The following is a 19459-nucleotide window of genomic DNA, read 5'->3' on the forward strand; positions in this document are numbered from 1 at the left end:
CTAAGAACTTAATGTCTCAAGCACTTCAAAGAGGGATTGTTATTATCGAGTAATATCTATATATGACATTTTAAATCGACGACGCAAATAGACTATATAACGTCATCTTGAAAAGTTATGATATTTGAAACTCAAAATAGTTTAAATTAATTACTTTTTGGATGGTATAAATCTACATATCGTTTTGGTTCATGATAATAAATTGATAAGACTATACCTATTCCAGTCATCATACTCCATAGCGCACTACCACCATAACTAATAAATGGTAATGGAATACCAGTGATTGGTAACAACTGAATTGTCATACCAATATTTTGTAAAATATGGAACACAAGTAAAGTGACGAAACCAACGATAAAGATTTTGTTAAATTGATCTTCAATTTTCGCAGCTAATCTTATTAGATGGAAGATTAAAAATAAAAATATTAAGATCAATATGACAGAACCGATAAAACCAAGTTCCTCTCCAATCACTGAAAAGATAAAGTCAGTATGATTTTCAGGTATATAAACCTCACCGTGATTGTATCCTTTACCTAGTAACTGTCCTGAACCGATAGCTTTAAGTGATTCAGTTAAATGATAGCCATCACCACTACTATATGTATAGGGGTCAAGCCATGAATTGATTCGTCCCATTTGATACAGTTGGACACCTAATAAATTTTCAATTAATGCGGGTGCATATAGAATACCTAAAATGACTGTCATTGCACCAACAATACCTGTAATAAAGATAGGTGCTAAGATACGCCATGTTATACCACTTACTAACATCACACCTGCAATAATTGCTGCTAATACTAATGTAGTTCCTAGGTCATTTTGCAGTAATATTAAAATACTTGGTACTAACGAGACACCAATAATTTTGAAAAATAATAACAAATCACTTTGGAATGATTTATTAAATGTGAATTGATTATGTCTAGAAACGACACGCGCTAATGCTAAAATTAAAATAATTTTCATGAATTCAGATGGCTGAATACTGATAGGGCCAAACGTGTACCAACTTTTGGCACCATTGATAATAGGTGTAATAGGTGACTCAGGAATAACGAGCAATCCTATTAATAATAGACAGATTAAGAAATACAATAAATATGTATAATGTTTAATCTTTTTAGGTGAAATAAACATGATGATACCTGCAAAAATTGCACCTAAAATGTAATAAAAAATTTGTCTGATACCGAAATTAGCACTGTATTGACCACCGCCCATTGCCGAGTTAATAAGCAGAACACTGAAAATTGCTAAAACAGCTATAGTGGCTACTAATACCCAGTCTACTTTGCGAAGCCAATGCTTATCCGGCTGTTGACGAGATGAATAATTCATTGCAAACTCCTTTTATACTCACTAATGTTTATATCAATTTTACATGACTTTTTAAAAATTAGCTAGAATATCACAGTGATATCAGCTATAGATTTCAATTTGAATTAGGAATAAAATAGAAGGGAATATTGTTCTGATTATAAATGAATCAACATAGATACAGACACATAACGCCTCGTTTTTAAAATGCAAAACAGCATTAAAATGTGATACTATTAAGATTCAAAGATGCGAATAAATCATTTAACAATTGGACTAAATCAATATTAATTTATATTAAGGTAGCAAACCCTGATATATCATTGGAGGAAAACGAAATGACAAAAGAAAATATTTGTATCGTTTTTGGAGGGAAAAGTGCAGAACACGAAGTATCGATTCTGACAGCACAAAATGTATTAAATGCAATAGATAAAGACAAATATCATGTTGATATCATTTATATTACCAATGATGGTGATTGGAGAAAGCAAAATAATATTACAACTGAAATTAAATCTACTGATGAGCTTCATTTAGAAAATGGAGAGGCGCTTGAGATTTCACAGCTACTGAAAGAAAGTAGTTCAGGACAACCATACGATGCAGTATTCCCATTATTACATGGTCCTAATGGTGAAGATGGCACGATTCAAGGGCTTTTTGAAGTATTGGATGTACCATATGTAGGAAATGGTGTATTGTCAGCTGCAAGTTCTATGGACAAACTTGTAATGAAACAATTATTTGAACATCGAGGGTTACCACAGTTACCTTATATTAGTTTCTTACGTTCTGAATATGAAAAATATGAACATAACATTTTAAAATTAGTAAATGATAAATTAAATTACCCAGTCTTTGTTAAACCTGCTAACTTAGGGTCAAGTATAGGTATCAGTAAATGTAGTAATGAAGCGGAATTTAAAGAAGGTATTAAAGAAGCATTCCAATTTGACCGTAAGCTTGTTATTGAACAAGGCGTTAACGCACGTGAAATTGAAGTAGCAGTTTTAGGAAATGACTATCCTGAAGCGACATGGCCAGGTGAAGTCGTAAAAGATGTCGCGTTTTACGATTACAAATCAAAATATAAAGATGGTAAGGTTCAATTACAAATTCCAGCTGACTTAGACGAAGATGTTCAATTAACGCTTAGAAATATGGCATTAGAGGCATTCAAAGCGACAGATTGTTCTGGTTTAGTCCGTGCGGATTTCTTTGTAACAGAAGACAACCAAATATATATTAATGAAACAAATGCAATGCCTGGATTTACGGCTTTCAGTATGTATCCAAAATTATGGGAAAATATGGGCTTATCTTATCCAGAATTGATTACAAAACTTATCGAGCTTGCTAAAGAACGTCACCAGGATAAACAGAAAAATAAATACAAAATTGACTAACTGAGGTTGTTATTATGATTAATGTTACATTAAAGCAAATTCAATCATGGATTCCTTGTGAAATTGAAGATCAATTTTTAAATCAAGAGATAAATGGAGTCACAATTGATTCACGAGCAATTTCTAAAAATATGTTATTTATACCATTTGAAGGTGAAAATGTTGACGGTCATCGCTTTGTCTCTAAGGCATTACAAGATGGTGCTGGGGCTGCTTTTTATCAAAAAGGCACACCTATAGATGAAAATGTAAGCGGGCCTATTATATGGGTTGAAGACACATTAACGGCATTACAACAATTGGCACAAGCTTACTTGAGACATGTAAACCCTAAAGTAATTGCCGTCACAGGGTCTAATGGTAAAACAACGACTAAAGATATGATTGAAAGTGTATTGCATACCGAATTTAAAGTTAAGAAAACGCAAGGTAATTACAATAATGAAATTGGTTTACCTTTAACTATTTTGGAATTAGATAATGATACTGAAATATCAATATTGGAGATGGGGATGTCAGGTTTCCATGAAATTGAATTTCTGTCAAACCTCGCTCAACCAGATATTGCAGTCATAACTAATATTGGTGAGTCACATATGCAAGATTTAGGTTCGCGTGAGGGGATTGCTAAAGCTAAATCTGAAATTACAATAGGTCTAAAAGATAATGGTACGTTTATATATGATGGCGATGAACCATTATTAAAACCGCATGTTAAAGAAGTTGAAAATGCAAAATGTATTAGTATTGGTGTTGCTACTGATAATGCATTAGTTTGTTGTGTTGATGATAGAGATACTACAGGTATTTCATTTACGATTAATAATAAAGAACATTATGATCTGCCAATATTAGGAAAGCATAATATGAAAAATGCGACGATTGCCATTGCGGTTGGTCATGAATTAGGTTTGACATATAACACAATCTATCAAAATTTAAAAAATGTCAGCTTAACTGGTATGCGTATGGAGCAACATACATTAGAAAATGATATTACTGTGATAAATGATGCCTATAATGCAAGTCCTACAAGTATGAGAGCAGCTATTGATACACTGAGTACCTTGACAGGGCGTCGCATTCTAATTTTAGGAGATGTTTTAGAATTAGGTGAAAATAGCAAAGAAATGCATATCGGTGTAGGTAATTATTTAGAAGAAAAGCATATAGATGTGTTGTATACGTTTGGTAATGAAGCGAAGTATATTTATGATTCGGGCCAGCAACATGTCGAAAAAGCACAACACTTCAATTCTAAAGACGATATGATAGGAGTTTTAACAAGCGATTTAAAAGCGCATGACCGTGTATTAGTTAAAGGCTCACGTGGTATGAAGTTAGAAGAAGTTGTAAATGCTTTAATTTCATAGAGATTAGTCGAGCGACCTTTTACTTATAAAAATGATTTGAATTAATACTAAAAGATTACAAAGATGAGGTGGTTTTGTGTGTAAATACAAAATTGCCTTTTTCTTTTTATGTTAAATCTATAAATTTGAAACTAAATCAAGGTTAATTCTATGTACACACTATATATAGGAAGTAGTTTGAATGTTTATATAATATTTTACAAAAAGATGTAGTATTATAATGTCTAATTTCACATGTGTTTCAGTAAAATTTGTTGTGGAATGTTAACGATATACGTATTTTATAAAATTTTTTTTATAATGATTATTCGAATGATGCGTAACGCTTACATCTTATCTAATGCTAGCTTTTTGACAAAAATATGACAATCAATTAATGTGATTCTAATAAATATTCGCAAATTGCTTTATTGCGATTAAATTTTTTTGGTGGTACTATATAGAAGTTGATGAAATATTAATGAACTTATATGCAAAAGTATATTGAGAAATAAACAGGTAAAAAGGAGAATTATTTTGCAAAATTTTAAAGAACTAGGGATTTCGGATAATACGGTTCAGTCACTTGAATCAATGGGATTTAAAGAGCCGACACCTATCCAAAAAGACAGTATCCCTTATGCGTTACAAGGAATTGATATCCTTGGGCAAGCTCAAACCGGTACAGGTAAAACAGGAGCATTCGGTATTCCTTTAATTGAGAAAGTAGTAGGGAAACAAGGGGTTCAATCGTTGATTTTAGCACCTACAAGAGAATTGGCAATGCAGGTAGCTGAACAATTAAGAGAATTTAGCCGTGGACAAGGTGTCCAAGTTGTTACTGTATTCGGTGGTATGCCTATCGAACGCCAAATTAAAGCCTTGAAAAAAGGCCCACAAATCGTAGTCGGAACACCTGGGCGTGTTATCGACCATTTAAATCGTCGCACATTAAAAACGGACGGAATTCATACTTTGATTTTAGATGAAGCTGATGAAATGATGAATATGGGATTCATCGATGATATGAGATTTATTATGGATAAAATTCCAGCAGTACAACGTCAAACAATGTTGTTCTCAGCTACAATGCCTAAAGCAATCCAAGCTTTAGTACAACAATTTATGAAATCACCAAAAATCATTAAGACAATGAATAATGAAATGTCTGATCCACAAATCGAAGAATTCTATACAATTGTTAAAGAATTAGAGAAATTTGATACATTTACAAATTTCCTAGATGTTCATCAACCTGAATTAGCAATCGTATTCGGACGTACAAAACGTCGTGTTGATGAATTAACAAGTGCTTTGATTTCTAAAGGATATAAAGCTGAAGGCTTACATGGTGATATTACACAAGCGAAACGTTTAGAAGTATTAAAGAAATTTAAAAATGACCAAATTAATATTTTAGTCGCTACTGATGTAGCAGCAAGAGGACTAGATATTTCTGGTGTGAGTCATGTTTATAACTTTGATATACCTCAAGATACTGAAAGCTATACACACCGTATTGGTCGTACGGGTCGTGCTGGTAAAGAAGGTATCGCGGTAACATTTGTAAATCCAATTGAAATGGATTACATTAGACAAATTGAAGATGCTAATGGTAGAAAAATGAGCGCACTTCGTCCACCACATCGTAAAGAAGTACTTCAAGCACGTGAAGATGACATCAAAGAAAAAGTTGAAAACTGGATGTCTAAAGAGTCAGAATCACGCTTGAAACGCATTTCTACAGAGTTGTTAAATGAATATAACGATGTTGATTTAGTTGCTGCACTTTTACAAGAGTTAATAGAAGCGAACGATGAAGTTGAAGTTCAATTAACTTTTGAAAAACCATTATCTCGCAAAGGCCGTAACGGTAAACCAAGTGGTTCTCGTAACAGAAATAGTAAGCGTGGTAATCCTAAATTTGACAGTAAGAGTAAACGTTCAAAAGGATACTCAAGTAAGAAGAAAAGTACAAAAAAATTCGACCGTAAAGAGAAGAGTAGCGGTGGAAGCAGACCTATGAAAGGTCGCACATTTGCTGACCATCAAAAATAATTTATAGATTAGAGTCTGGGACATAAATCCCTAAAAAAACAGCAGTAAGATATTTTCTAATTGAAAATTATCTTACTGCTGTTCTCTATTTATACAATACTTCGTATTGAATGGCTTCGCTTTCCTAGGGTGCCGTCTCAGCCTTGGTCTTCGACTGGCACTGCTCCCTCAGGAGTCTCGCCATTAATACTACGTATTAACATGTAATTTTACTTTGAAATACTTTAAAAAAATAAGACACTTTCGTATAATTTAATAAATACCACTAAACTAAATTAACGAGGTGCCTTATGTATAAAAATTATAACATGACCCAACTTACACTACCAATAGAAACTTCTGTTAGAATTCCTCAAAATGATATTTCACGATATGTTAATGAAATTGTTGAAACGATACCTGATAGCGAATTCGATGAATTCAGACATCATCGTGGCGCAACATCCTATCATCCAAAAATGATGTTAAAAATTATCTTATATGCATACACTCAATCTGTATTTTCTGGTCGTAGAATAGAGAAATTACTTCATGACAGTATTCGAATGATGTGGTTAGCTCAAAATCAAACACCTTCTTATAAAACTATTAATCGTTTTAGAGTAAATCCTAATACTGATGCATTAATTGAATCTTTATTTATTCAGTTTCATAGTCAATGTTTAAAGCAAAATCTTATTGATGATAATTCAATTTTTATTGATGGTACAAAAGTAGAAGCTAATGCCAATAGGTATACATTTGTGTGGAAGAAAAGTATTCAAAATCACGAATCGAAATTGAACGAAAATTCAAAAGCATTATATCGTGACTTAGTTGAAGAAAAAATAATACCAGAGATAAAAGAAGATGGAGATAGCGATTTAACAATAGAAGAAATAGATTTAATTGGTAGTCATTTAGATAAAGAAATCGAAGATTTAAATCATTCTATTCAGAACGAAGATTGTACTCAAATTAGAAAACAGACCCGTAAAAAAAGAACTGAGATTAAGAAGTTCAAAAAGAAATTTGATGATTATTCCGAAAGAAAAAGTAAATATGAAGAACAAAAATCGATTCTTAAAGATAGAAATAGCTTTTCTAAAACTGATCATGATGCAACTTTTATGAGAATGAAGGAAGACCATATGAAAAATGGCCAACTTAAGCCAGGATACAATTTACAAATAGCGACAAATTCTCAATTTGTTTTATCCTATGACCTATTTCAAAACCCGACAGATACTAGAACTTTAATTCCATTTTTAACAATGATTCAAAATACCTTCGGTTATTTACCGGAGTATATTGTAGCTGATGCAGGTTATGGTAGTGAGCAAAACTATATGGCTATTATAGATGATTTTAATAAAACGCCACTTATTACGTATGGTATGTTTATTAAAGATAAAACGAGAAAGTTTAAAAGTGACATTTTTAACACTCAAAACTGGAAATATGACGAACTTAATGATGAATTTATATGTCCTAATAACAAAAGAATAGGTTTTAAAAGATATGCATACCGTAATGATAGATATGGTTTTAAACGTGACTTCAAACTATATGAATGCGATGACTGTTCAGCATGTTCTTTGAGGCAACAATGCATGAAGCCAAATTCGAAATCCAATAAGAAAATCATGAAGAATTATAATTGGGAATACTTTAAAGCCCAAATTAATCAAAAGCTTTCTGAACCAGAAACGAAAAAAATCTATAGTCAAAGAAAAATTGATGTAGAGCCTGTTTTTGGATTTATGAAGGCTATTTTGGGTTTCACTCGAATGTCAGTTCGAGGAATAAATAAAGTTAAACGAGAGCTAGGTTTTGTATTAATGGCACTTAATATAAGGAAAATAGTAGCTCGACGAGCTGTATATTATCAAATACATTTAAAAAAAGCTGATTTCTATCAAATAATTAATAGAAATCAGCTTTTTTACATTGCCTAAGAACTTAATGTCCCAAGCTCTTTTGTTTTCAATAACTGATTCTATGTAGATATCAAAATACTAACATTTTAAAGGTTAAATATTTAATTGGATTGAGAGCTGTGTGCGGTTATATCATTCTGTTTAAATATAAATATGAATCTAGAATATAACAACCACTAAAACTAAGAATAATTGACCAAAAATAAATTTTATGAAAGTAATTTCGGTATCATGTGCTTGTAAAAAACAATAGGGCATTTTGCTGACACTAGTGCGCAATAAATAATAAGTTGAATATAAAAAAGATCACTGCCAATCATTCGTTTAATGGCAGCGATCTTTTTTATTTAATTATTTCTCTTTCCACTGCAACATTTGATAACCAATGCGTGGATGTGTTTTAATAATATCTTTTGCGTCCTCGTGACATTGTGAAAGTTTTTGTCTTAATGATGTCATATGCACTCTTAAACTAGGCATTTCAGTCTTATTAACATAGCCATATATTCGTTTTAATATCATCTCATAAGTGAGTACTTTTCCTTTATGATTTGACAATAGTTCTAACAAGCTAAATTCATTTGGTGTCAAATGTACCTCCTGATTATTAATAACAACAGATTTGGAGCCAAAGTCGATGCTTAACAAACCGTTAGTAAATACAATGTTAGTTTCTTGATGTGACTTAGCGATTCTTTCGATGACTCGAATTCGTGCCCGAAGCTCATCAACATTAAAAGGCTTAGTCATATAGTCATTCGCACCGTTATCTAAAGCTTGAATAATTGTTTGTTCTTCTTGTCTTGCACTTATTACAATGATAGGAATGTCAGTATGTTGCCTGATTTCTGAAATCAAACATAATCCATCTTTATCTGGTAAACCTAAATCTAATAAAATGACATCTGGTTTATCAATTTGAATTTTAAAGTGTGCTTGTGTGGCATTTTCGGCTGTAGTTACATTGTAATAATCTAAAGTTAATGCAACATCAAGTAAATGTGTGATTGCGTGATCATCTTCAATTATCAATATTTTAGATTGCATTATATGTCTCCTTCATTAAAGTCTGTATCTATATTGAAATAGAATATACTGCCATGTGGTTGGTTCGGTTTATATTGTAGGTTTGATTGATGTTTGTGTAGGATAGTCTGTACTAAATATAAGCCTAGTCCCATGCTTTCTTTTTGGTTATCTTTAAAATATTTATTTGACCCTGTGTAAAAAGGCTCGAATATCTTTTGTTGTTCTTCTATACTAATTCCAGGTCCTTCGTCTATAACAGCAAATTCGATTTGTTCATCGCTAGCATAACGAATAGATAAATTGATTTTGGTGTCAGTAGAAGTGTGTTTAACTGCATTTTCAATCAAATTGAATAAAGCTTGTAAAATCAACTTACTGTCAATGTGTATAAACTGTAAATCTACTGAGGATGATACAGTTATACGCTTTTTTAAATGGCGACGTTCTAAAATCATATCGATTTCTTCTACTAATTCACTAACGAGATAAGGTTGCAATTTTATCTGAACATTTGATGACTGTAATTTTGTTAATGATAAAATATTTGTCACTAATAGATATAAATACTGACTTTCTTGAAAACTATGCACAAGTAATTGTTCCTTTTCTATGATAGACATATCTTTACTATGTGACACTAAAATATCTAAATTTCCCATAATTGTTGTTAACGGTGTACGTATGTCATGCGAAATTGATCTTAAAAAATTTGAATGTGTCAGTTGACGTTCAGCCTGTAACATGGATTCTCTTGTTTGTTTAAGCAACGTCACATTTTCAACGGCGAGAGAAAGTTCATTTAACATTGATTCTAATATTGATGCATCATATGGATTAATCACTTGAGAACTTTGGTAATCAATGGCTAGAATGCCTTTAATCGGAGATGTGCCAATTGGTATCAACCATTTATTAATGCCTGGAAATGTATCTGTTGTTGCACCAGCTTGTCTTTCATTTTTAATTACCCAGCTTAATGCTTGTTCATGCTGTTGAGTCTTATTATCGATATGGTTTTGCAATGGTATTGTTTTAATTACTTTGGATTGATTGATAACGTATATAGTAATTGATTGTTGCAATAATTGATTAATTTGGTATCCAGCATTTATTAGTAAGTTTTCAACTGTATAAGTTTGTTTAATCGAATCATTAAATTGAAATAATAAATCTGTACGATAAAGTTGCTTTTTAGTAATGGCGTATTGGAATTTAATTTGTTTTAATAAAGCACTCGTTAAAATACTTGTTAAAATGCTGACGATAAATGTAATAGGATAGTCAAAGCGGTATACTTCAAATGTATATCTAGGTTCCGTAAAAAAATAATTAAAAACAAATACGTTAATAATTGCTGCTAAAAAGCCAATGATGTAGGACCGCGTCCAAATGGATAACAAAATGATGCCGATGAGAAAAATCATTAAAATAATCGTACTAGACTCATGCTTATCAAGTTGATAAATCCACAGTCCCATCATTACACAAATTATTTGAATCAGAATCATTTTTAACATATCTATGGCGAACCGTTTGCCTTTAGGACGATAGGGTGATTTGTTCATTTTCAATTCAACAGGTATTTGTTTGATTGGAACGATTTCGATTTTATAGCTATGTTCAAAGGACATTAAATGGTCAATTAAAGGTTTATTGAAAAAGTCTCGCCGCTTATTTCTAATATGTTGTCCGATAATTAATTTGGTTACATCTTGATTTTTACACCATTCGTCTAATCCTAATGCAACGGTTTGGCTATAAACTACTTTTACTTTTGCTCCTAAAGATTTTGCAAGCATGAGATGTTGATGCACTTGCTTTTGACTATCTTTATATTGCCTGCTTTTTTCGAATACATCTATATAAATAGCAGTGAATTTTGCATGTTCTTTTTGAGCAATATGGAATGCCTCTTTAATTACTGCTTCATTATAAATACTCCCACTAATTGCCACAGCAATATGAGGTTTGAGTGACGTTTTATGATTGTGTCGGACTTTTTCTTTATCACTCATCAAGTCGGCAACTGTTCTTAACGTCAATGTACGCAGTTCGCTTAGGTGGGCATACGTAAAGAAATTACTAAATGCTACATCTAGCCTATCCTTTTTATATACCTTGCCAGCTTTTAAGCGTTTAATTAATTGTTCAGGTGAGATATCTACGACTTCTAATACATCGGCGCTCATTATGAAATAGTCGGGTACACGTTCTTTAACATGTACACCGGTCATCAGTTCAATTTGACTACTTAAACTTTCAATATGTTGAATGTTCAAAGTAGTATGAACATCGATACCATGATTTAAAATTTCTTCAATATCCATATATCGTTTCTCATGACGATCTCTAGAAATGTTCGTATGTGCTAACTCATCGATAAGTACTATTGTCGGCGATTCTTCGATTATGCGGTCGACATCTAAATATTGAAAATGATGACTACCATGTTTAGTAAAATTGGTTGCGATTTTAGGTAATTGTTCAGCTAATGCATTTGTTTCATCACGTTGATGCGGTTCAATATATCCTAGTTTAATATCAACGTTACTTTGAAATAGTTCAATGGCATTTGAAAGCATCTCAAATGTTTTACCAACACCTGGACTGTAACCGATGTAAATTGTTAAAGATCCACGCTTTTTTCCTATGTTTAGCGATTCAGTGTTTGACATAACCTTCACCTCGATAGCAATATCATAATATTCTTCACAATTAAATGCTATAAAATTTATTTCTGCATACACATCTTAATGATTTCTTGATAACTAAGTTTGAAAATTAATGTTTCTCTCATAAACAAGTTGTTACGATGTTGTTGTGTTGTAAGGAGGTTATGGCAATGCTCATCGTTTTATTATTGGTAGTTATTGCATTAGTTTTGTATTTATTTTATGCCTTAATTCGTAGTGAAAAATTTTAGAAATATATTAAGTGAGGGTTATCATGGAAATAATTTTGTTTCTAACAATGATGGTTATGATTGCATATGTTTTTAGTGGATATCTATATCGCGTAGCATTGGTGCAATCGTCAAGAGTAGATTTAATATTTACTAGATTTGAAAATATGTGTTTTAAAATTATCGGCACAGATTTAGAACACATGTCAGCTAAAACATATGTCAAACATTTTCTGGCATTTAATGGATTTATGGGGGTTATAACATTTGTATTGCTAATAGTTCAGCAATGGCTTTTTTTAAATCCAAATCATAATTTAAACCAATCGATAGATTTAGCGTTTAATACAGCAATATCTTTTTTAACAAATAGTAATTTACAACACTATAACGGTGAATCAGGTGTGACATATTTAACGCAAATGATTGTAATGACATATTTAATGTTTACATCTAGTGCATCAGGTTACGCCGTTTGTATAGCGATGTTGAGACGTTTAACCGGATTGACTAATATCATTGGTAATTTTTATCAAGATATTGTTCGGTTTATTGTCCGAGTGCTTTTACCATTATCATGTTTAATTAGTATTTTATTGATGACTCAAGGTGTACCACAAACGTTGCATGCTAATTTAATGATTCGGACTTTAAGCGGACATATTCAACATATTGCATTTGGACCTATTGCATCACTTGAATCAATAAAACATCTTGGTACGAATGGTGGAGGATTTTTAGCAGGAAATTCTGCAACACCTTTTGAAAATCCAAATATTTGGAGCAATTTTATAGAAATGGGCAGTATGATGTTACTTCCTATGTCAATGTTGTTCTTATTTGGTCGCATGTTAAGTAGACATGGTAAACGAGTACATCGTCATGCGCTGATATTATTTGTCGCAATGTTTTTCATTTTTATAGCAATTCTTACATTAACTATGTGGAGTGAGTATCGTGGTAATCCAATACTAGCAAATTTAGGAATTCATGGAGCGAATATGGAAGGTAAAGAGGTACGGTTTGGAGCAGGTTTGTCAGCACTATTTACAGTTATTACGACGGCATTTACAACGGGTTCTGTTAATAACATGCATGATAGCTTAACGCCTCTAGGTGGATTAGGACCAATGGTATTAATGATGCTAAATGTTGTATTTGGTGGCGAAGGCGTAGGACTCATGAATTTATTGATATATGTCTTACTGACAGTGTTTATATGCAGTTTGATGGTTGGTAAAACGCCAGAATATTTAAATATGCCAATTGGCGCCCGTGAAATGAAATGTATTGTCTTAGTCTTTCTCATACATCCAATTTTAATTTTAGTATTTTCAGCACTTGCTTTTATGATTCCTGGAGCAAGTGAAAGTATAACGAATCCGTCTTTTCATGGTATCTCACAAGTTATGTATGAAATGACATCAGCTGCTGCGAACAATGGATCAGGGTTTGAAGGACTGAAAGATGATACAACATTCTGGAATATCTCTACAGGAATCATTATGTTGCTTTCTCGTTATATACCAATTATTTTGCAATTAATGATTTCATCAAGTTTAGTGAATAAAAAATCATACCACCAAGATAAACATACAATAGCGATTGATAAACCTTATTTTGGTGTATCACTAATCGTATTTATCGTTTTACTAAGTGGTTTGACATTTATTCCAGTACTATTACTTGGTCCTATTGGTGAATTTTTAACTTTAAAATAAAGTAAAGGGATGGAAAAAATGCATCATGTAAATAAATATTTCAATCAAACAATGGTGATAGAAGCTTTGAAAATGAGTTTTTATAAGCTGAATCCTAAACAATTAATAAAAAATCCGATAATGTTTGTCGTCGAGGTTGGAATGCTTTTAACGTTGATATTAATATGTTTTCCTGACATATTTGGAACTAGCTATCTATCGCGAGGTTATTTGATTACAATTTTTATCATATTATTAATAACTATATTGTTTGCTGATTTTTCAGAAGCCTTTGCTGAAGGTCGTGGAAAAGCGCAAGCTGATAGTTTAAGACAAGCACAATCAAATTTAACTGCTCGATTGATAGAAGAAAATGGTGCGTATCGGATAGTGAACGCCACAGAGTTAAAAGCCGGACAAAATATTCGGGTAGAAAATGGAGAAACAATCCCTGCTGATGGCGTTGTAATAAATGGATTAGCAACCGTTGATGAATCTGCAATTACTGGTGAGTCTGCACCTGTGATAAAAGAATCAGGTGGCGATTTTGATGGAGTCATTGGCGGTACACTTGTAACATCTGATTGGTTAGAAATACGTGTTGAGAGTGAAGCGGGTACATCTTTTTTAGATAAAATGATTGCCTTAGTTGAAGGGGCGGAAAGAAATAAAACACCAAATGAAATTGCACTTTTTACATTATTAACAACGTTAACAATTATATTTTTAGTCGTTATTGTAACATTATATCCAATAGCATCTTACCTGCATTTAATTTTACCTATTGCGATGCTCATTGCGTTAACAGTATGTTTAATACCAACGACAATCGGTGGTTTGTTATCGGCGATTGGTATTGCAGGCATGGATCGTGTTACTCAATTCAATGTATTAGCGAAAAGTGGGCGTGCTGTAGAAGTATGTGGAGATGTCGATGTAATGATTTTAGACAAGACAGGCACAATCACTTATGGCAATCGAATCGCTAGTGAATTTTTACCAGTGAATCAACAAATGATGGAAAAATTGATAGTCGCTGCTTATATGTCATCAATTTACGATGATACGCCAGAAGGAAAAAGTATTGTGCGATTAGCGAAGCAGATGTATATAAATGAGCTGCCTAAAGACATTGATGGCACATATAAGCCTTTTACAGCTGAAACTAGAATGAGCGGAATCATTACAAATGAAATATCGGTATTCAAAGGTGCACCTAATAGTATGATAAATCTTGTCAAACAACAACAAGGCAATATTCCTCTTAATATTGAGTCTATCTGTATGGATGTATCGAGTAAAGGTGGCACACCATTAATAGTCATTGAAAACAACGTCATGCTTGGCGTGATTTATTTAAAAGATGTGATTAAAGATGGTCTTGTAGAACGATTTGCTGAATTGAGAAAAATGGGCATTGAAACAGTTATGTGTACGGGCGATAATGCTCTAACAGCAGCTACAATTGCAAAAGAAGCGGGTGTTGATAGATTTGTTGCAGAGTGTAAACCCGAAGATAAAATTAAAGTCATCAAAGATGAACAAGCGAAAGGCCATATTGTTGCGATGACAGGAGATGGTACAAATGATGCACCTGCGCTAGCACAAGCGAATATAGGATTAGCTATGAACTCAGGGACAATTAGTGCTAAAGAGGCGGCCAATCTAATTGATTTAGATTCGAATCCTACAAAGTTAATAGAGGTTGTAAAAATAGGCAAACAACTATTAATGACGAGAGGTGCATTAACGACATTTAGTTTGGCTAATGACGTAGCAAAATACTTTGCAATTTTACCTGCACTAATGATGTCAACGATTCCTGAAATGACTTCACTAAATATTATGCATTTATCGTCACCTAAATCTGCAATTATATCAGCTTTGATATTCAATGCATTAATCATTGTTGCCTTAATTCCAATTGCCATGAAAGGTGTAAAAGTAAAGGGTTACAGCATTGATAGAATTTTTATAAATAATATGTTGATTTATGGATTAGGTGGATTAATCGTCCCGTTTTTAGGCATTAAATTAATAGATATGATTGTACAATTTTTTGTGTGAAGAGGAAGGAGTCTGTACCATGAATACGATAAGAAATAGTATTTGTTTAACGATAATAACTATGGTATTGTGTGGATTTTTATTCCCGTTAGCTATCACGTTAATTGGTCAAATATTTTTTTATCAACAAGCAAATGGTAGTTTAATTACGTATGATAATCGTATAGTTGGATCAAAATTGATTGGACAGCACTGGACAGAGACACGATATTTTCACGGGAGACCGAGTGCAGTTGATTATAATATGAATCCTGAAAAATTATATAAAAACGGCGTATCATCAGGTGGAAGTAATGAATCGAATGGAAACACCGAATTAATAGCACGCGTGAAACATCATGTTAAATTTGATAATTCAAATGTAACAATAGATGCTGCAACAAGTTCTGGGTCGGGCTTAGATCCGCATATTACGGTTGAAAATGCATTGAAGCAAGCACCTCGTATTGCTGATGCTCGTCATATATCTACTTCAAGAGTGGCCGACTTGATTCAACATCGTAAGCAGCGTGGTGTGTTAACAAATGATTATGTGAATGTGCTTGAACTAAATATTGCTCTTGATAAGATGAAAGATTGAATATAGATGAAAGACATCATGTTGATAAAATTATAACATGGTGTCTTTTTTAGGTATTCAAGTACTTTCTGCTTAACTAAATTTTTAGATGTACCTTTAGGAAGAATAAATTAGCATGAAATATTCCATATGCTATAATTATCAACATATAAAAATAAAATGAAATAGATTATAAATCCGTATAATTTTTATTTGGGGAGAGGGGTATATGTCAGATTATACTAAGTTATCTAAGAGTCCTAAGTCAGCATTGTTGTATTACTACATTACGAATGGCTTAGAATTTATATTGAGTGTAGCTGTGTATGTCATTTTTTATTTTATATGGTTAAGATTTGAATGGCCTCAGTACTTAATTTATATTTTATTTGTTTTATGTACTTTGACTGTTTTAAAATTAATCATTAAGCCTTTATGGCAATATCACTGTCGCTTTTATCAAGTTGATCAACTCAGTGTACAATATCGTACATCATTTTTAATATATAAAGAAGAAACGAGTCGAATTGAACGTTTACAATACTTGTCGATTAAATCTAATCCAATTAGTAAAGTGCTTAATTTGTATAAAGTTGGATTTATGACTGCAGGTCATACTATTTATTTACCGATGATGTCTCATGACGATGTTAAAATAATCGAAGCGAGAACTATGTCGAATTTGAGAGGGGTTGAAAGTGATGTCTGAACCTCAAAAATTACATCCGATTTCATATTTTAATGGCATAATCAATGCTATCAAACAAAACATAGTCGTCTTTTTTATTTTCGTTATCTTTCAATTGAAAGATTTTGATTATACGAATCCCGAATCATATTTATGGATAGGTATTGTATTTGTATTCTTTTTAATATCATACATTTCTCAAATTGTCGGAATTATGAACACGCGATATTGGATTGAGGATAATTATTTCATTTTAACAACAGGTATTTTTAATAAAAAGCGTAAAGAATTAAATATAAAACGTATTCAGTCCGTTGATATGACTCAAGGGGTCGTCAATCAAATGATAGGTGGCGTGGATTTACAAATCAAAACGCCAAGTGATGGTATTGTCTTAAGTGTTATTTCGAAAAAGCAAGGTGAATATCTTGAACGATATATTGATCAATTGCAAACAGAGTTGAAGACAGAAGTGGCGCAAAAGTCTAGTACTGAGAAGAATGACAACTGTAATCATGACATTGAAGGTAATGTGGAAGACATCGCAGAAGGTCGCTTAGATGAAGTGCAGAACACTGATAGTATGCTAAATCAGAAAAATAAACGCATTCCTATATATCAGATGAATTTTAAAGAATCACTATTTATGGCAATGACCAGTGGCGCCATTGGTGTAACGTTAGCAGCTTTAGTACCGATTTACGGCGCTGTAAGAGAATTGATCCCATGGTCGAAGCTAAATCATGAAATTAGTCAATGGGTTCAAATTGTAAGTATTTCAGTATTAATTATCATTTTACTAGTATTAATAGCGGCATATATTATTGGAACGATTATAACGATGATAAGATTTTATGGCTTTTCGGTGATGCTTGAAAATGAGCAACTTAAAATTGAATATGGACTCTTTAACAAGATGAAAGTGACTGTACCAACGAAACGATTGCAAGCTGTTGTTGAACGTCAGTCATATATACGAAGATTATTTGGCTACACTGCAATACATTTTATCATCACAAGTGATTTTGAAAATAAAAAAATCGAAGATGATGACAATGATTCAGGTAGTGTGCCGATATTGCCGTTTATTAAACGAGACAAAGCATATCAAATTATCCAGAATCTAGTACCAGATTTATCTTATCAGCAAGTCAATGAAGGTATGCCTTTGTCAGGTTTCCACAGACACTTTTTAATACCTAGTATTATTGTCATAGCTATGGCAGGAATTGGCTGTTACTTTTGGAATCAATTATTATTGTTATTTACGATTATAACAGTAGTCATTATTGGTTTATTTGTAATCAAAGGATATCTTTATGTCAAACATGCGGGTTTTAAAATGACAGATGAACAAATTACTATCCAGAATTTCGTGCTATTGAAACGAAATATTTATTATTTTAAAGCGCAACACATTATAGGATTTGACACTTGGCAACATACATTACTTAAACGCAACAATTTAAATAATTTTAGTTTTATTGTTGCTAAAGGTGTGGGAGCCCAATCGATTAACTTAAAATACGCAAGTAGCAAAGATGTGCAAATATTGAAGTCGTGGTATTTGAGAGGTGAAAATGATGAGTGATTATAAGTTTATGTCACCACATGCTAAAAAAGTGATGAGGTTAAGTGCTGTGCTGTTTTGGATACCAATAGCGTTTGTACTTTTAATAGCATTTAATATTTTGAACTGGCTATTTTGGGAGATATTAGATAACTATATATCTATTGTTAGTAGTGTGATTATAATATTACTTGTTGCTATTTTCACGCTTGTCATAGCGCCAGTCTATCGATATAAGCACTGCAGATATGCATTTGAAAAACACCATTTGCGTGTACGAAACGGCATTTTATTTTTGGATGAAAAAGTAATACCATATTTTCGTATTCAAAATATTGATATCGATGTTGGTCCTATAATGAGACGCTATCGATTAGCAACTTTGACACTTTATACAGCGGGTGGTCAAGCTGAAATTGAATTAATAGATAGAAGTGAAGCACGTAGATTGAAACGCTGGTTAAATAACGAGAGACATATAGAAAACAATAAAAATGAGGAATAATCAATGATACATGGAATTGGTGTAGATTTAATCGAAATAGATCGAATAAAAGTGTTATATAGTAAGCAACCAAAATTGGTTGAGCGGATTTTAACTAAAAATGAACAGCACAAATTCAACAATTTCACACATGAGCAACGTAAAATTGAATTTTTAGCTGGCAGGTTTGCTACAAAAGAAGCGTTCAGTAAAGCATTAGGCACAGGCTTAGGAAAACATGTCGCATTTAATGATATAGATTGTTACAACGACGAACTTGGCAAACCAAAGATCGATTACGAAGGGTTCATCGTACATGTTAGTATCTCACACACTGAGCATTATGCGATGAGCCAAGTTGTTTTAGAAAAGTCAGCATTTTAAATTTGTTATA

15 protein-coding genes are annotated in these 19459 nt (G+C 32.4%); 12 read left to right on the forward strand and 3 right to left on the reverse strand.

What is annotated here, in order from left to right:
• Positions 1-146: 146 nt before the first annotated feature.
• Positions 147-1349 (reverse strand): FtsW/RodA/SpoVE family cell cycle protein, encoded by a 1203-nt coding sequence (locus NST10_RS13125; protein ID WP_001109939.1) that lies wholly within the window; start codon positions 1347-1349, stop codon positions 147-149.
• Between the two features lie 317 nt (positions 1350-1666).
• Between NST10_RS13125 and NST10_RS13130 the strand changes: the two genes are divergently transcribed.
• The 4 genes from NST10_RS13130 (at position 1667) to NST10_RS13145 (ending at position 8084) form a co-directional block, all read left to right on the forward strand.
• Complete coding sequence (locus NST10_RS13130; protein WP_339210317.1) at positions 1667-2737, forward strand: D-alanine--D-alanine ligase; 1071 nt, start codon at positions 1667-1669, stop codon at positions 2735-2737.
• A gap of 14 nt (positions 2738-2751) precedes the next feature.
• Positions 2752-4110 (forward strand): UDP-N-acetylmuramoyl-tripeptide--D-alanyl-D-alanine ligase, encoded by a 1359-nt coding sequence (gene murF / locus NST10_RS13135; RefSeq protein ID WP_000611456.1) that lies wholly within the window; start codon positions 2752-2754, stop codon positions 4108-4110.
• A 516-nt stretch (positions 4111-4626) separates the two neighbouring features.
• Positions 4627-6147: a DEAD/DEAH box helicase gene (locus tag NST10_RS13140; RefSeq protein WP_001178940.1), complete on the forward strand. Its 1521-nt coding sequence runs from the start codon at positions 4627-4629 to the stop codon at positions 6145-6147.
• Between the two features lie 290 nt (positions 6148-6437).
• Positions 6438-8084, forward strand: coding sequence for an IS1182-like element ISSau3 family transposase (locus tag NST10_RS13145; RefSeq protein WP_000277741.1), 1647 nt, complete (start codon positions 6438-6440; stop codon positions 8082-8084).
• A 333-nt stretch (positions 8085-8417) separates the two neighbouring features.
• On the opposite strand, the gene NST10_RS13150 is transcribed toward NST10_RS13145, so the two are convergent.
• Entirely contained in the window at positions 8418-9113 is a 696-nt protein-coding gene (locus NST10_RS13150) for a response regulator transcription factor (protein WP_001190845.1), read from the reverse strand.
• Positions 9113-11770 (reverse strand): sensor histidine kinase KdpD, encoded by a 2658-nt coding sequence (locus NST10_RS13155; protein ID WP_000072295.1) that lies wholly within the window; start codon positions 11768-11770, stop codon positions 9113-9115. Before NST10_RS13155 ends, NST10_RS13150 begins: the two co-directional genes overlap by 1 nt.
• 137 nt (positions 11771-11907) lie before the next feature.
• Here NST10_RS13155 and kdpF point away from each other — a divergent pair, with 137 nt between their 5' ends.
• From kdpF to acpS, 8 genes are all read left to right on the forward strand, one after another.
• A complete protein-coding gene (kdpF, locus tag NST10_RS13160; RefSeq protein ID WP_001789641.1) occupies positions 11908-12018 on the forward strand; it encodes a K(+)-transporting ATPase subunit F in 111 nt (36 codons plus the stop codon).
• A 23-nt stretch (positions 12019-12041) separates the two neighbouring features.
• Positions 12042-13718: a potassium-transporting ATPase subunit KdpA gene (gene kdpA, locus NST10_RS13165; protein ID WP_000402645.1), complete on the forward strand. Its 1677-nt coding sequence runs from the start codon at positions 12042-12044 to the stop codon at positions 13716-13718.
• Between the two features lie 18 nt (positions 13719-13736).
• Complete coding sequence (gene kdpB, locus NST10_RS13170) at positions 13737-15764, forward strand: potassium-transporting ATPase subunit KdpB (RefSeq protein ID WP_217801144.1); 2028 nt, start codon at positions 13737-13739, stop codon at positions 15762-15764.
• Positions 15765-15783: 19 nt separating this feature from the next.
• The gene (locus tag NST10_RS13175; protein WP_001092414.1) at positions 15784-16344 is read left to right on the forward strand and encodes a K(+)-transporting ATPase subunit C; all 561 of its coding nucleotides are present in this window, start codon (positions 15784-15786) and stop codon (positions 16342-16344) included.
• Between the two features lie 208 nt (positions 16345-16552).
• Positions 16553-17032, forward strand: a complete 480-nt coding sequence (locus NST10_RS13180; protein ID WP_001287082.1) for a PH domain-containing protein — start codon at positions 16553-16555, stop codon at positions 17030-17032.
• Positions 17025-18602 carry a PH domain-containing protein gene (locus NST10_RS13185; protein ID WP_001294646.1) on the forward strand — a complete coding sequence of 526 codons (1578 nt, stop codon included), beginning with the start codon at positions 17025-17027 and terminating at the stop codon, positions 18600-18602. The genes NST10_RS13180 and NST10_RS13185 overlap by 8 nt, the downstream gene beginning before the upstream one ends.
• Positions 18595-19086: a PH domain-containing protein gene (locus NST10_RS13190; RefSeq protein WP_001286801.1), complete on the forward strand. Its 492-nt coding sequence runs from the start codon at positions 18595-18597 to the stop codon at positions 19084-19086. The genes NST10_RS13185 and NST10_RS13190 overlap by 8 nt, the downstream gene beginning before the upstream one ends.
• 3 nt (positions 19087-19089) lie before the next feature.
• Positions 19090-19449: a holo-ACP synthase gene (gene acpS, locus NST10_RS13195; protein WP_000581197.1), complete on the forward strand. Its 360-nt coding sequence runs from the start codon at positions 19090-19092 to the stop codon at positions 19447-19449.
• The last annotated feature ends 10 nt before the right edge of the window (positions 19450-19459 follow it).

The organism is Staphylococcus sp. FSL W8-0305 (genome assembly GCF_037966415.1).
Taxonomy (GTDB): domain Bacteria; phylum Bacillota; class Bacilli; order Staphylococcales; family Staphylococcaceae; genus Staphylococcus; species Staphylococcus aureus.